This window comes from Streptomyces shenzhenensis, from assembly GCF_021462265.1.
Taxonomy (GTDB): Bacteria; Actinomycetota; Actinomycetes; order Streptomycetales; family Streptomycetaceae; genus Streptomyces; species Streptomyces shenzhenensis.
This window is the reverse complement of the sequence record NZ_JAJONF010000005.1, coordinates 92,922-107,668: the sequence shown is the minus strand read 5'-3', so window position 1 is coordinate 107,668 and position 14,747 is coordinate 92,922. Positions and strand designations below refer to the sequence as shown.

8 protein-coding genes are annotated in these 14,747 nt (G+C 72.3%); 2 read left to right on the top strand and 6 right to left on the bottom strand.

Annotation, left to right across the window (positions count from 1 at the left end; translation table 11 throughout):
• Positions 1-287 precede the first annotated feature (287 nt).
• Complete coding sequence (locus tag LQ326_RS08990) at positions 288-1,076, bottom strand: sugar isomerase domain-containing protein (RefSeq protein ID WP_234534426.1); 789 nt, start codon at positions 1,074-1,076, stop codon at positions 288-290.
• A gap of 200 nt (positions 1,077-1,276) precedes the next feature.
• On the opposite strand from LQ326_RS08990, the gene LQ326_RS08985 reads away from it, so the two are divergent.
• Positions 1,277-2,161, top strand: a complete 885-nt coding sequence (locus LQ326_RS08985; protein WP_234534424.1) for a MurR/RpiR family transcriptional regulator — start codon at positions 1,277-1,279, stop codon at positions 2,159-2,161.
• 81 nt (positions 2,162-2,242) lie between these two features.
• Here the strand turns inward: LQ326_RS08985 and LQ326_RS08980 are convergent, their stop codons facing one another.
• The gene (locus LQ326_RS08980) at positions 2,243-3,304 is read right to left on the bottom strand and encodes a BadF/BadG/BcrA/BcrD ATPase family protein (protein WP_234534422.1); all 1,062 of its coding nucleotides are present in this window, start codon (positions 3,302-3,304) and stop codon (positions 2,243-2,245) included.
• A 316-nt stretch (positions 3,305-3,620) separates the two neighbouring features.
• On the opposite strand from LQ326_RS08980, the gene LQ326_RS08975 reads away from it, so the two are divergent.
• Positions 3,621-4,283, top strand: coding sequence for an aggregation-promoting factor C-terminal-like domain-containing protein (locus LQ326_RS08975; protein ID WP_234534420.1), 663 nt, complete (start codon positions 3,621-3,623; stop codon positions 4,281-4,283).
• A 105-nt stretch (positions 4,284-4,388) separates the two neighbouring features.
• Here LQ326_RS08975 and LQ326_RS08970 read toward each other — a convergent pair whose 3' ends face one another.
• The 4 genes from LQ326_RS08970 to LQ326_RS08955 all read right to left on the bottom strand — a co-directional run bounded on the left by LQ326_RS08970 (position 4,389) and on the right by LQ326_RS08955 (position 14,449).
• Positions 4,389-5,303 carry a hypothetical protein gene (locus LQ326_RS08970; RefSeq protein ID WP_234534417.1) on the bottom strand — a complete coding sequence of 305 codons (915 nt, stop codon included), beginning with the start codon at positions 5,301-5,303 and terminating at the stop codon, positions 4,389-4,391.
• Positions 5,304-5,307: 4 nt separating this feature from the next.
• Positions 5,308-6,390, bottom strand: a complete 1,083-nt coding sequence (locus LQ326_RS08965) for a C40 family peptidase (RefSeq protein WP_234534415.1) — start codon at positions 6,388-6,390, stop codon at positions 5,308-5,310.
• A 399-nt stretch (positions 6,391-6,789) separates the two neighbouring features.
• Positions 6,790-10,857, bottom strand: a complete 4,068-nt coding sequence (locus tag LQ326_RS08960) for a beta-galactosidase (RefSeq protein WP_268206830.1) — start codon at positions 10,855-10,857, stop codon at positions 6,790-6,792.
• Between the two features lie 364 nt (positions 10,858-11,221).
• A complete protein-coding gene (locus LQ326_RS08955; RefSeq protein WP_234534412.1) occupies positions 11,222-14,449 on the bottom strand; it encodes an alpha-L-rhamnosidase in 3,228 nt (1,075 codons plus the stop codon).
• Between the last annotated feature and the right edge of the window lie 298 nt (positions 14,450-14,747).

Sequence of the window (14,747 nt, the reverse complement as noted above, 5' to 3'; positions counted from 1 at the left end):
CGGCTGAGCCCACAAGGCGCCCACCGGCTGAGCCCGGAAGGACTCCCACCAGCCGGAGCCGGAAAGGAGTCACCTGCTGAGCAGGCGCCGGGGGCGTCGGGAGCGTCCGGCGTAGCCGGTGTCGCGCTCGCGGACCGGGGCGCGTCGAGGCGTGCAACCGTGCGCTGCGCAAGGCGCCCGGTCGGCCGGCTCGTGGGCCCGGGACCTGCCGCTCCAGAGGTCCCCCGCGCCCTTGGCCTCGGCCTCCCCCACGGCGGCCGTCGCCCGCCGGTCGGCTGACGTGCCGGTCAGCTCGCGGTGCGCCGGATCCGTCCGGCGTACCGCTTCTCCAGTTCCAGGTTGCCCTCGAAGCCGCCCGGCACGTTGGCCGAGACGTAGACCGGGGGGTGGTCGCCGGAGGCGAGGAGAAGGCCGGCCGCCTCGGCCACCGCCATCTGCACGAGCATGACCCCGGTCAGCGTGGACAGCGCGCAGACCGCGCCGCCGCCCGGGAGTGAGAGGAGAGCGTCACCGCGCGGGGCCGCGTTGTCGAGGACCACGTCGGCCAGGTCGGCGAGCTTCCTGCCGCTGGGGTGACCGGCGGGGACCGCCCTGGTGTGGGCGAGGGAGGTGAGGGCGAGGACCCGGTGGCCGTGTTCCCTGGCGTGCAGGGCCATCTCCACGATCACGTTGTTCACCCCGGAGTTGGAGATGATGACGAAGAGGTCCTGGGGGTACGGGGCGGCGAGGTCGTAGAGGCGGGCGGCGACGCCGGGCTCGCGTTCCAGGAGCGGGTCGTCGAGGACGCCCGGGGGCGCGCCGCCGTAGCGGACGAGGTCGGCGATGCTGATCCGGTTGGTGGGCACCAACCCGCCCGCGCGGCCCGCGATCTCGAGGACCGTCGCCTGGGAGTGTCCGGTACCGAAGGCCTGGACGACGCCGTCGGCGCGGACGCAGTCGGCGATCAGTCCGGCGGCCCGGGTCACGTCGGCGCGGGCGGACTCGGTGAGGCGGTGGAGGGCCGCGAGGCCCTCGCGGGCGAAGCGTTCGGCGGTCACCGGCTCGGTCCCGGACTCGTTGGCGGACTCGACGGACACCTACGCACTCCCCACTGCCGGGAACAACCGGGACAACCGAGGTGAGCCACCGGGACGAAGGCCGACCGCTGGGTGAACCATCCCGGATCAACCTCCCTCGGTGAATCGACAAATCAGGCACACCGTAGGCGGCGGAAGGGCGCCCCGCTGCGGTCCAGGTACTCAACTGACGCTGTATAGGTGGCTGTTACCTTCAGTGCATGCCCTCGACCGACGTCACCACACTCATCCGGACCGAGCTGCCGCGCCTGGCCGGCTCCCTGCGGAAGGTCGGCGAGCTGATCCTGGCGGATCCGGCCGCCGTCACCCGTTGTTCGGCCGCGGAGCTGGGCCGCCGCACCGGCACCTCCCAGGCGACCGTGACCCGTTTCTGCCAGGCCGTCGGCCTCGACTCCTACCAGCACCTGCTGATCGCGCTGGCGCAGGAGCGGGGCCGCGGCGAGGTCTCCGACTGGGGCACGGCCGAGATCGGTCCGGACATCTCCCCGGACGACAGCCTGGAGCGGGTCGTGAAGGTCGTCGGCACCGCGGATCTGCGGGCCGTCCAGCAGACCCTGGACCGGATCGACCTGGACGCGGTCGAGCGGGCCGCGCAGGCCATGGCGCGAGCCCGCAGGATCGACGTCTACGGCGTGGGCGGCAGCGGTGCGGTGGCGCAGGAGACGGAGACCCGGCTGTTCCGGATCGGCTGTTCGGTGCGCGGCTGGACCGAGGTGCACGCCGCGGCCACCTCGGCCGCCCTGCTCACCCCCGCCGACGTCGCGATCGGCATCTCCCACTCCGGGGCGACCCGTGAGACGACCGAGCCGTTCCAGACGGCCAAGGAGCGCGGCGCGACGACGATCGCCCTCACCGCCGACCCGCGTTCGCCGCTCGCCCGCGCCGCCGACATCCGGCTCATCTCGTCCACCTCGGAGACGAGCTTTCCCACCGGCATCATCGGCGCCCGCCACTCGGTACTGGTCCTCATCGACTGCCTGTACGTGCGGGTCGCCCAGCTCTCCTACCAACGGGCCAGCGCCGCACTGGCGTTGACCGATCACATCGCGGGCCTGCACGCGGTGAAGTCGCGGCGGCCGCGCTGAACCTCCCCCGGCGGCACGGCCCTGCCGCGCGGGGCCATGCGGGAGCGAGGCCGCCGACCCGCTCGTCCAGCGGCGCGGTGGTCACGGGGCCTTTGCCGGCCGGCGGCCGGTGGCGAGCCGCTGCGCGAGCGCAACGGCGCCCGCCCGGCCGTCCGTCACCGGGGTGATGGTGAGGTCGAGGTGGGCGAGCCGTTCGGTGAGCGGGGTCAGCAACGGGCCGTCGGGGGCGACCAGTCCGCCCGTGACGACCAGGGCCTCCCCCGGACGGGGACCCAACGCGGCGACCGTCCCGGCGAGATGAGCGGCGGCCTCCTGGAGGATGGCCGCGGCGACCGCGTCCTTCTCCGCCGCCGCCCGCGGCACCAGGGGGGCGAGGTCGGCCAGCCGTACCGGCGGGCGGTCCATCACGGCCGGCAGGAGACGGGCGCGGTAGGCGGCCCGCGGGGCGGGCGCCCAGGTCCTGCCGTCGGCCCAGGGCGCACAGGAGTCACTCCCGCCCGGTGGCAGCACGCTCGCCGGAACACCCAGGGCCCGCCCGACCGCCGTCGTCAGTGCCGTCGGTCCACCCCTGCCGTCCGCCGCCCGCAGGGCCGCCCGTACCGCCTCACGCCCGATCCAGTGGCCCCCGCCGTCGTCCCCGAGCAGCCAGCCGTCACCGCCGGAGGTGGCGGCCAGCACACGCCCGGCGATCCGCGCGGCGACCACGCCGGTGCCGGCCACCAGGGCGAGTCCGCCGGCCGGCCGCCCGGGCGCGCCGGCGAAAGCCGCCTCGATGTCGCTGTAGACCTCGACCGTCTCGGTGCCGATGCCCAGCCGGGTCAGCGCGGCGGTCAGAGCGGCCCGCGCCCGCATCCGCCCGGGCTCCTCCTCGGGAGCCCGGGCGGCCCCCGCGAAACCGCCGACGACGGCGGCGACATACGCGCGCTCCGCCTCCGGGACGGCCGACGCGACCGCCTCGGCCAGGTGATCGGCGAGTTCCGGCCCAGGGACGGTCAGCGCGTTGCCCGGCCCGGCCACGCCCTCCCCGAGCGTGCGCCCGTCACCGGCGTCCGCGAGGACGGCACGGGTCCGGGTGCCGCCGGCGTCGAGCCCGACAACCCGCCTCGGTCCCGAGCCCGGCACCGGGTTCACCTCACTGTTCATTGCCGCCCATGGTGGTGGACACGTGCGCGTCGGCCAAGGTCCGAGGAGTGTCCGAGGCCCCGAGCAACGCCCCACGCCGCGAGGGGTTTTACGCGACGGCTTCCCGGACCGTTCGTTCACACCTGCCCGCGTCGCCCGTCGGGGCGGGCCGCGGGTCCGTGGCTCCGGCGCCGCGGGGATGTGAGGATCCGCACTCCCTACGGCATTGCGTCGGCCGCGCCGACGCGCAAGAGTGTTCCAACCGCCGTGCCCAACCGGCGAGATGCTTCCGTCGACCGCCGCACACGGTGGCCCGGGCGAAAAGGAAGAGAAGCGCGTGAGCCGCATATCGGTCCGGGGGATCGCGGTGGTGTCGGCCACGGCGGTCACCGCTGTGGGAAGTGTCGTCGGTGTCGCCTCGGGCAGCAGCGCGCAGAACAACGACGCGGAGGCGACGGCGCCCGACGCCACCCTCCTCGCGGACCTCCCCACGGGGCAGCAGGCGCAGGTGCAGACGGCGTCGCTGACGCAGCAGGCCGACGCCATGGCCGTGCAGGCGGACGTGAGCGCCAGGAAGGACGCCGAGCAGAGCGCGCGGGCGGCGGCGGCCAAGGCCGCGAAGGCCAAGCAGGCCGCGGCCAAGGAGCACGCGGCGGCCAAGGCCGCGGCCGGTGACCCCACCGCCAGTTTTCCGGTGCGGAGCTCCTACACCGTGGCGCAGATCAAGGCGATCGCCGCGCAGATCGTCGGCAGCGGCCAGTTCCAGTGCTTCAGCAACATCGTGGATCACGAGTCCACCTGGAACTACCTCGCGGTCAACCCCTCCTCCGGCGCCTACGGCCTCGTCCAGGCCCTGCCCGGCAACAAGATGGCCTCCGTCGCCTCCGACTGGCAGACCAACCCGGCCACGCAGATCAAGTGGGGCCTCAACTACATGAACACCACCTACGGCAGCCCCTGCCAGGCCTGGGCGTTCTGGCAGGTGCACCACGCCTACTGAGCACCGGCGGTCCTGACGCGCGCGGAGCCTGCGAGGACCGCTCCGCCGTCAAGGATCAAGGCGTTCGCCGGCGGGCTCGTGCCGCCCCAGGACCGCTGACGCTCCCTAGGGCTGTGACTCGGCGGACCGGCCCGGTCGCCGGGTGAATCGGCGCAGTCCCCGGCGGGTGGGGCTGAGAGGCGTGTCCTCGGGGGCGGCCGGCCCATGGCCCGCGGTCACCGCCGGTGCCGTCGCCGGGGCCGGTACGGGCCTGTTGCCCCGTTCGAGCCGGCTCCGGACGGCCTGGGCCATGGCCTGGTGGGCCGGTTCCAGCAGGAAGCCCTCCGCGGCCAGGTGTTCCCACATGTGCAGCAGTTCCTGCCCCCGGGTGGCCACCTGCCCGTCGTCCGTCAGCCGCTGCCAGGCCGCGGTGGCGCGGGCCACCTCGGGTGCGGCCCGGGTCAGGTCGGTCCGGCAGCGGATGCGGGCGACGGTCAGCGCGAGGACGGTGGAGACCATGTAGTCGCCGCGCTGATACGCGAGGTACGCCTCGATGGCCCGTGCCTCCAGCGAGAGTTCGTCCTCCGCGCCCCTGCGCAGCGTGAGGTGCTCCCGCAGCGCGCTGGCGAGGACCGATGCGGCGTGCAGTTCCCCGCGCTGCGCGTGCTGGATGATGCGTTCGACGCGGGCGAGCGGCGGGAACGCCTCCTCCTCCGCGGCGGTACGCTCGCGCCCGGGCGGCAGGTCCTCCTCCTCGGCGATGGTCCGGCTGGAGCCGTCGGGGTAGACCCGCAGGCGTGCCACCTGCAGCACGGTACGGTCGATGACGGTGGCCGCCACCGGGGCCCGCAGGGTGCGGGCGAACATGGCGATCGCGTCGAGGATCGCCTCGTTGGGGGGCCGCGTGCCGGCCATCTCCAGCAGATGGCCGTTGACCACCGTCGACCCGTCCTCGGCCACATAGGCGTCGAGCCGGACCAGCGGCGGTGCGCTCAGCGCGGGCAGGTTCCCCTCGTCACGAGGGGTCAGTGAGGAGGTCATCCGCTCAGACTCCGGGTCGGACGACACCGAGGATGGGCATGGAGGCGGCCGGGGCGATCGTGACCGTGCGTCCGGGCCGCGGAGCGTGGACGATCCGCCCGCCCCCTATGTACATGCCCACGTGGGTGGCGTCGTAGTAGATGATCAGGTCTCCGGGCTGCACGGAGGCCAGGCCGACCCGGGTCAGTCCCTGCCACTGCGCCTGTGAGGTGCGGGGTATGGGGTGCCCGGCCGCCGCCCACGCGGTGGAGGTCAGTCCCGAGCAGTCGTACGACGAGGGGCCCACGGCGCCCCACACGTACGGTTTGCCGATCTGCGCCAACGCGAAGTCGACGGCCTTCGCCGCCGCTCCGCTCGCCTTCGTCGTGCCGGCGCCCGAGCCGGTCCCCGTCGAGGTTCCGCCGGAACTGAGGCCGGCCCACTTGGACTTGGCCTGCTGCGCCTCCTTCTCCTCCAACTGGGCCAGTTTGCGGGTCTGTTCCTTCTTGAGTCCCGCCTCGATCCGCTCGGCCTCGGCGATCCTCTGCTCGATCTTCCGTTTCGCGTCCGCCTTGTCCGCACGGGTCTTCTTCAGCTCCCGCAGCTTCTCGGCGGCGGTGTCCGTCTGCCGGGTCAGCTCCGCGCGGGCGCTCTGCTGCCGCTCGGACACGGTGACCAGGTCGCGCAGGGCCTGGCGGGCCTGGGACGCGTCGTCCAGGGCGTGCTCGGGATGGTCGCCGAGCAGCAACTGGATACCCGTGGAGTCGAGATTGCCCCCGCGGTACTGCGTACGGGCGGCCGCACCCGCGAGGTCGCGCAGATCGTTCAGCCTGCCCTCGGTGCGGGCCAGGTCCTTGTGGAGCGACGCCAGCCGCTTCTCCTGCTCGGCCGCCCTCACACCGGCGGCGTCGTACGCCTCGGTCGCCACCTCCGCCTGGCGGTAGAGGCCGTTCAACTCGTCGTGGATGTCCTCGATCGACTGGCCGTTGCGCGGATCGGGTTCGCCCGGGGTCGCGTAACTCGGGCCGGGTAACAGGGTGATCGCGCAGACGAAGACTGCTGTGGCGGCTCGGCTCCGCAACCGTCTGCCGCGAGTCGACACGTTCATCGGCTCCATCTTCAGTGAACTGTTCGAGTCTCGAACACACTACCCCGCCGCACCCGGGCCGCCCCTGCTTCCCCCGGCGGGTCGACCTGCCCGCCCGCCCCTCGCCCACGGCGAGACGGCGGGACAGAAAACACCACTGCGCCCCCCATTGCCCTTTTCACACCCACCCGGTCGAGGCCGTACTTTCGCGGTGCGCAGACCGTCTGCCCGGCCGCCTCCTCGGAAACGGACAACTCGGCCAGGAGAACGGACATCGTGAAGTGCCCTCGATTCCGCGTCCGTTGCACTGGAAGCCACCGACTTGGCGGCGCTCGCTCGCGGGTTCCGCGTCGCGCGAGGCCTCGTCCCGGTGGCCACGCCGGGCGCGGTCGGCGTGACCGTGCCCGGCGTGGCGTCCGGCTAGCCGCACGTCAGTGTCGGTGTCCCCCAGTCGCCGTGGTCGTTGCCGTTGCCGTCGCCGGCGTCGCCGACCCTGAGGTCCAGCACCTGGGCGCCGCTGACGTCGACGTCGATCGGGACCGCGGCCTGTCTGCCCCGGATCGTCGGCGTGGTCACCAGCGTCCTGCCGTCGGCGATCACGGAGAACGTCACCGTACCCGCTCCCCCGGTCTCGTCGTCGACACCGACCTCGGCTGTCAGCCGGGAGCAGGTTCCGGCGAGGTAGAGCTGGACGTCACTGACCGAGTTGGTGCCGAGGCCCTTGGCGTGACCGACGCCGGCGATGGTGATCGCACGGCCGTCCCCGGCGGCTTGTTCGCCGACGCTGGTGTCACGCTCCACCGGGCCCCACCCGTTGGTGGCCGACAGGAACGGCAGGTCGCTCACCGCGCTCTCGCCGGCCGGCGGGACGGGCGGGATGCCGCCGACGATGCGCTCGTCGCCGCCGGTGACCCGCCGTCCGCTCTGCACGTAGTCGACGGTGGCGGTGAGCGCCGAGGCGTTCGGCAGGGTCCCGTCCGGCGGCTGGACCCGCCAGGTGAAGGTGGCCGTGGCGCCCGGTCGTACGCGCGGGACCGAGGCGGGGCTCGTGGCGGTCACGGTCCAGCCGTCGGGTGCGGAGAGCGAGGCCGTCAGGCGGGAGGCGGACGGGCGGTCCTTCGGCACCCGCAGCGTCGCCGAGGCCGTGAAGGCCCGGGCGGGCTGAGCGGTGTCCGGCACCTCCAGGGTGACGTCCGCTCCCGGCCGCTTCGGCATCGCGTACTTCGCGGCGTCGTAGCGCGGGCTCTCGTTCTGGGCGACACGCAGGGACGAGGCGTAGCTGCCGTAGTCGGTCAGCGCGACCTTGCCGAGTCCGCCGGTGCTGCCGTCCAGGTTCCACACCGCGATGGCGATGCTGTTGTGGCCGTTGGGGTCGAGGATGCCGTCGGGCACGGGGAAGGTGTGCTGGGGGCCGAGGTAGTTGACGTAGTTGCCGACCTGCCAGCCGTTCACGAAGATGGTGGCGCGGTACTTGCGGGACGGGTCGTCGGTGAACGTCAGCCCGAGCGAGGTGTCCTGGCCGTGCGGAAGGTCCAGTTCGGCGTCGGTGCGGTACCAGGAGACACCGGGGCGGGTGTCGGTGGCCGGCAGGGACACCTGGGTCCACTTCCGGTCCGGGTAGCCCGGCAGGGACCAGCCGGCCCGCTCGCCGTACAGGCCGCCCGTCGAGAGCGGGCCGCGCACCGTGTCCTGCAGTTCCTCGCCGCCCCGCACGCCCTGCACCCGCCAGGTGACGGAGGTCAGCGGCGCTCCGAGGAGGGAGGCGCTGGTCAGGCCGCGCGCGGTCTTGTTGGCGTTGGTGGAGTTGTAGTCCTCCTCGTGTCCCATGTTCACGGTGAGCACGGAGAGGACGTTGTCACCCGACGACTTCAACGAGCCGGACGGGAAGGCGAAGTCCGCGCTGCCGGTGGTGGAACTGCCGAGGAAGGTGCCGTTGAGCCAGGCGGAGAAGGCCTGCGCGCCTCCCCCGGAATCCGAGACCAGGTGGACGCCGGTCTCCTTGCCGGTGGTACGGAAGCGGCCGCGGTACCAGGTGTTGCCGGTGTGGAAGCCGTAGTCGTCCGCGTAGAGCACCGGTGGCGAGTCGCTGCCGGAGACGCTGTTGGTGGTCGTCTTGTCGGCCACCTGCCAGCTGGTGTCGTCGAAGCCGGGGGCCGACTCCGGGGATTCCTCGGCGTGTTTCCAGTTCGTCAGTGCCGGCAGGTGGATCGCGGCGGCCACCGGAATGGTGCCGGTACGGCTCGCCGGGCCGGTGTCCTGGCCGCGCACCGCCTTGCCGTTCCAGGTGACGCGGTCGGCGGAGGTGAACACCTCGATGTTCTTGTCGTCGGCGTTGTCGCCGGTGAGGGCCACGGTGCGGCCGCCGTCCAGGCTGGTGGCCGTCCGCAGCAGGTGGGTGCCGCGCACGAGCACCGGGCCGGTCGCGGTGTCCTGGCGCCAGAAGGTCTCCGCCGTGGCCTTGTCGCCGACGAGCAGCAGGAGCGGGCGTTTCCCGCCGGCGTCGACGCTGACGCGGATCAGGCCCTTGTGCGGGTAGTTCAGCCGCAGGTCCCCGGTGGCCGGGTCCCAGGTGGTCGTGACGGTGCCGCCGGTGGCGGTGACGGTGGGCTCGGAGGCGTAGCGCAGGACGGTCTCGCCGTCGCTGCCCGCGTCCCCGTAGAGCACGGCGACGTCCCGTTCGGCGATCGTCGCGCTGGTCATGATCTCCGACGTGGAGTACTGCAACTGCGCGTCCCCGAGCCGGTAGTTCGCCACGATGACGTGCGAGTCGCGGCCGTCGAGGGTGATCGCGGTGCCGGGCTGCTGGGGCACGACCGGGTAGGTGGGCTGCTGCGCGGCGTCGGCCGTCGGCACGTCTATGGCGTCGACGGCCACGTAGTCGTCCGTCGACGCCGGGCTGTGGGTCCCGTCGACGACGATCTTCAGGGTGTGCGCCCCCGGTGCCAGGCCGGTCTTCTGAAAGAGCACCGCCTGGCTCTCGCCGCCGGAGTCGTCGACCGTCGCCGCCTTGGTGCCGTCGAGGTAGACGTCCGCGTAACCGTGGTTGTTCGTCTTCGAGCCGATCCAGCGGATCGCGGTGCCGTCGAAGGGGACGGTCAGCGAGTCACCGGCCTTGTTCGAGAACGACTCGGTGTGCTTGTAGTCGCCGCCGGTGTAGCTGGTGTCGGCCACGTGCGACCACGAACCGGCGTACTGCAGCGCGGAGTCGGGGTCGTCCCAGGTGTAGGTGGTGTCCGCGGCGGGCTGGGCGTTGAAGTCGAGCGAGATGTGGGTCTTGTCGACCGCGGTGGACGTCGAGTCGCCGTGCCGCAGGACGTGGAACTGCGTCCCGGTGTCGGGGTTCATCCGGGCGGTGTCCACGACCGCGGAGTCGTCCGGCGGGGTGGCCCTGATCGCCTCGGTCTTGGTCAGCGGGGCGACCGACTGGGTGAAGTACCCGATCAGTTTGTCCTCGTAGTACTTCGGATCGAGCTGGCGGGTCTCCCGGATCGCGGCCCCGTAGTCGTACGACGTGTAGTTCTCCGGCATGCCCAGCCAGCCCCAGTTGGTGCCGCCGTAGGTCATGTAGAAGCTCTGCGCGGTGGTGCCGACGGCGATGTTCTGCTTGTAGAACACGTCGGCGAACTGGTCGTTGATCAGCTGGGCGCACTTGTCGTAGCCCGGTCCGCCCCAGGGGTCGAAGGCGCCGCCCTGGAACTCCGGTGAGTACAAGGGCTTTCCGGCCGGGTGGTCGTAGCTGATGTCGGGGACGCCGTTCCACTTCGAGGGGTTGGAGCAGTCGAAGCCCTGCGGGTAGGAGTCGGGGCCGTCGACGTCGAGGGCGCCGGTACCGGAGTTGAAGGTGCCGTTGTTGTTGCCGGTCAGCGGAACCGTGATGCCGTCGGCGCGTGCCTTGTCCTCCAGGTGCCGCAGGTAGGAGCGGCCGGCGGCCGAGCCGTTGTAGTACTCGTTCTCGACCTGGTAGGCGATGACCGACCCGGTGCCGTTGGTGAGTTGGTGGCGGGCGATGATCCGGTCGATCTGCGTCAGCCATTCGTCGGCGTACTTCAGGAACCGCGGGTCGTCGCTGCGGTTGTCGCCGGCCTTCGTGGTCAGCCAGCCGGGCAGGCCGCCGCTGTCGACCTCCGCGTTGATGTACGGCGCCGGGCGCGCGATGACGTAGAGCCCGGCCTCCTGGGCCATGTCGAGGAGCTTGTCGACGTCCCGCACCCCGGTGAAGTCGTACACGCCCGGTTTCGGCGAGTGGTATCCCCAGTCGAAGTACAGCGAGGTGGAGTTGAAGCCGGCGGCCCTCATCTTCTGGAAGATGTCGCGCCACAGGTCCGGGCTCGGCAGCCGGAAGTAGTGGAACTCGCCGGACCACAGGTAGGTGCGCCTGCCGTCGACGAGGAACGAGTAGCCGTCCAGACTCACGGTGTGCGGCTGCGGGGCGGCCGCGGCGGGGGCCCGCGCGCCGACGTCCTGCGCCGCGGCGGCGGGCACGATCATGCCCGCCGCCAGGGCGATGGTCGCGGCCGCCGCGAGGACGGGCCGCCACCACCGACGCCCACGGGGTCTTGCGGGCTCTGCACCGATCCGATCACTCCGCACCACGGCCTCCAGACCGACTGAGTAATCAACACCAAACAGACTCTGGCAAAGTCGAACGTTAAGGGGGCACAGAGCTCAACACAATGGGTCGGGAGAACACAGCCGGGACGACAGCGGCGGCGCGTGACCCCGCCCGCCGGGACGCCTCCTGACCATGCGTCAGGCGACTGCGTGGAGGACAGGCGCCCGGCGGCGTGGGCAGGGCCTCGCGAGGCGGACGCGTGGGTGCGGTGTCCGCCTCGCGGGGCCGTGGGAGCGGGTGTCAGGCGGTGAAGTGGTGGGTGCCGGAGGCGACCCGGTAGACCGCGCAGCCGTCCTCCTGGCGCAGGAACGTACCGTGCGTGTGGGTCACCGCCTCCGGGGCGGCCGTGGGGATCCAGACCTCGGCGGTCGTGTTGGGCGGCACCGCGCAGGTCAGGGTGAAGCGGCCGGACCGCTGCCGCCACCGGGCGGAGACCGGGCCGTAGACCGAGGTGAAGCGGGCGGCGGCGGTGGTGACGGCGCCGCCCGGGCGGGGGCGGATGACGATCTCGCGGTAGCCGGGCCGGCCCGCCGCGATGCCGGCGATGTTCGCGTACATCCACTCCCCCACCGAGCCGTAGGCGTAGTGGTTGAACGAGTTCATGGCCGCGTCCTGGAAGCTGCCGTCGGGACGGATGGAGTCCCAGCGTTCCCACATGGTGGTGGAGCCGCGGTCGATCTGGTAGCCCCAGCTGGGGAAGGTGCGCTGTTGCAGCAGCCGGTAGGCGACGTCGGTGTGCCCGGTGTCGGTCAGGACGGGCAGCAGCCGGGGCGTGCCGAGGAAGCCCGTGGACAGGTGCCAGTCCCTGGCCTCGATCAGGGCCACGAGCCGGTCGGCGGCGGCCTTGCGCGACGCGTCGGGCAGCAGGTCCATCGACAGCGCCAGGACGTAGGACGTCTGCGTGTCGCCCTTCACCCGGCCGTCGGAGGTGACGTAGGCGCTCTGGAAGGCCGACCGGATCCGGTCGAAGAGGTCGCGGTACCTCGCCGCGTCCGCGTCCGCGCCGAGTTCCGCCGCCATCCTGGCCGCGAGGTCGGCGCTGTGCGCGAAGTACGCGGTGGCGATGACGTCCTTGGGGGTCTCGTCGTCGACGTTCAGCCAGTCGCCGTACCCTTCGGCGGGGCGCAGCAGCCGGTCGCTGTGCTGTTCCAGGTACGTCAGCCAGTCCCGGACGGACGGCAGGGCGTCCGCGATGACCTGGCGGTCCCCGTAGGCCTGGTAGAGCGCCCAGGGCACGGTCACGCCCGCGTCGCCCCAGCCGGCGGTGCCGTTGCCCAGGCCGCCGACCGCAGGCGCCACGTCGGTGAACGAACCGTCGGAGGTCCGCGAGTCCCGCAGGTCGACGAGCCACTTGGACAGGAACCGGGCGGACTCCATGGTGTAGGCGGCGGTGGGCGAGAAGACGTTGATGTCTCCCGTCCAGCCCAGCCGTTCGTCGCGCGCGGGAGTGTCGGTGGGCACCGAGAGGAAGTTGCCGCGCTGCCCCCAGGTGATGTTGTGGTGCAGTTGGTTGAGCATCGGGACGTCGGTCTCGAAGTCGAGGGTGAAGGGGGCGTCCGTGTGCATGACGCGGCCGGTGACGGCCTTCGCCGTGGGGGTGCCGGGGAATCCGGTGACCTCGACGTAGCGGAAACCGTGGAAGGTGAAGCGCGGCTCGTAGACCTCCTCCCCGCCGCCCTTGAGCGTGTACGTGTCCGTGGCCGCCGCGCTGCGCAGATTCGCGGTGTAGATCGTGCCGTCGGGGTTGAGCACCTCGGCGTGTCTGAGCCGGACGGTCGTGCCCGCGGAGCCCGACACCCGCAGCCGTACGGAGCCGACCATGTTCTGCCCCAGGTCGAACACGTGGACCCCGGGGCTCGGCTGGGTCACCTCCTTCGGGGTCAGCTCCCGCTCCACCCGGACGGGGCCGTCCACCTGCGCGACGACCAGCCCGGGGCCGGCCTCGGCGTCCGCGCGGACGCCGAGCCAGTCGCCGTCGTCGAAGCCGGGTGAGGTCCAGCCTGGGGTCTCCTTGCGGGCGTCGTAGGTCTCGCCGTTCAGCAGGTCGGCGGCGACGACCGGCCCGGCGGCGGCCCGCCAGTCGGTGGACGACGTGACGCGCTCGCTCGTGCCGTCCGCGTACTCGACCTCCAACTGGGCCAGCAGCAACGGGTGCTGCCCGTACTGGCCGGGCCCGAACATGCCCACGTTGCCCGCGTACCAGCCGGGCGCCAGGTGGGCCCCGATGGCGTTGGCGCCGGGACGCAGGAGCGCGGTGACGTCGTAGGTCTGGTACTGGACGCGGGTGCGGTAGTCCGTCCAGCCGGGCGCGAGCTGGACGTCGCCCACGCGGCCGCCGTTGAGGTGGGCCTCGTACAGGCCGAGCGCCGTGGCGTACAGGCGGGCGCGGGAGACCTTCTTGCGCGGGAGCCGGAACTCGTGCCGCAGCCGGGTGACGGCGTACGACACCGGGACGACCCTCCCCCACGGCCCGCCGCCCCACGCGGCGGCCACCCTGGCGGCGGGCCAGTTCCCGTCGTCGAACCCCGGCTCCCGCCAGCCGTCGGCAGGTTGCGTGTCCGTGGCCCTCCAGGTGGCGTCGGTGAACACCTTCTGCTCGCCCGACGCGGTACGCACCACCAGGACGGCGACGAGTCCCGCCGGGCCCGCGGTCGCGTTGGTGGCCGAGACGGCGATAACGTTGTCACCGGCCCGCACCCGGTCCAGTACGTCGATCACGGCCGGGCGACGCCAGTCCTCGTTGTCGGTGTCGAGGTCGGTGTGCGCCACCTCGACCCCGTTCACGGAGACGGCGTACACGTTGTCGGCGGTGATGGCGAGCGTCGCCGCCGTGATCCCGGCGGGCAGTTCGGCGGTGCGGCGGAACCAGCGGGTGGCCGCCGGCACACTGGTCGTCGGGTCGCCCTCGGGGAACCAGATCCACGAACCGCCCTCGAAGGACGGGGCGTCGGTGAGGCTCGCCGGTGCGCAGATCCAGTCGGCGGTCCACTGCTCGGCGCCCATGAGCCCGGTCTCCCACCACGAGGGCGCGCTCCAGCCGGAGACCCGGCCCTCGCCGTCCCACACCCGCACGGACCAGTGGTAGCGCGTCCGGGACTTCAGCGCGGGACCCGCGTACGGCACGAGGACGGACTCGCCGGAGACGACCTTCCCGCTGTCCCAGACGTCCGGGTGGGCCAGCCCCGGCGCGGTGGTGGCGACACGGACCTGGTAGGCGCTCTGCCGCTCGCCCGCCCGGCCGGAGGCCAAGGGCCAGCTCAACCGGGGACGTGGGGTGTCGAGGCCGAGGGGGTTGCGGACGTACTCCACGGTCGGGCCGGTGACGCTCAGCCCGTCACCCGTCGTGCGCGTCCGTCCTTGCGCCCGGAGCTGTCCGGATGCCGACGCGTCCGTCACCGCTACGCCGTCGACGGCGGCCGCCGCGACGGTGGCGGCAGCGCCCGCGAGAATGTTCCTCCTGCTGATCACTACGACTCCTCACTCACACGGATGGGATGAACCGGAGAAATGAATCGATTCAAATCGGAGGGGCGTGGGTAACGTAAAAGCCGGAGGGGACAGGGGTCAATCGTCGTGCAGGCAATTTAGCGACGGGGGCGGTTCGGGATCACCGCGAGAGCGAGCGGTGCGCAAGGCGGGGGGCGGGGAGATTGAACGTTTCATTCCCAGGACCGCGAGGTCACGAGTCCAAGTCCGAGTCGGCCGTGGCCCGCGAGCGGCCCGGCCGACACATTCGCCCACGTCGTGCGGCGCGTCGCGGTCGACG

Bases quoted from the DNA above. Each gene is read 5' to 3' on its own strand.
- LQ326_RS08970 (WP_234534417.1), bottom strand. From the start codon at position 5,303: ATGACCTCCTCACTGACCCCTCGTGACGAGGGGAACCTGCCCGCGCTG.
- LQ326_RS08960 (WP_268206830.1), bottom strand. From the start codon at position 10,857: ATGATCGTGCCCGCCGCCGCGGCGCAGGACGTCGGCGCGCGGGCCCCC.
- LQ326_RS08965 (WP_234534415.1), bottom strand. From the start codon at position 6,390: ATGAACGTGTCGACTCGCGGCAGACGGTTGCGGAGCCGAGCCGCCACA.
- LQ326_RS08985 (WP_234534424.1), top strand. From the start codon at position 1,277: ATGCCCTCGACCGACGTCACCACACTCATCCGGACCGAGCTGCCGCGC.
- LQ326_RS08980 (WP_234534422.1), bottom strand. From the start codon at position 3,304: ATGAACAGTGAGGTGAACCCGGTGCCGGGCTCGGGACCGAGGCGGGTT.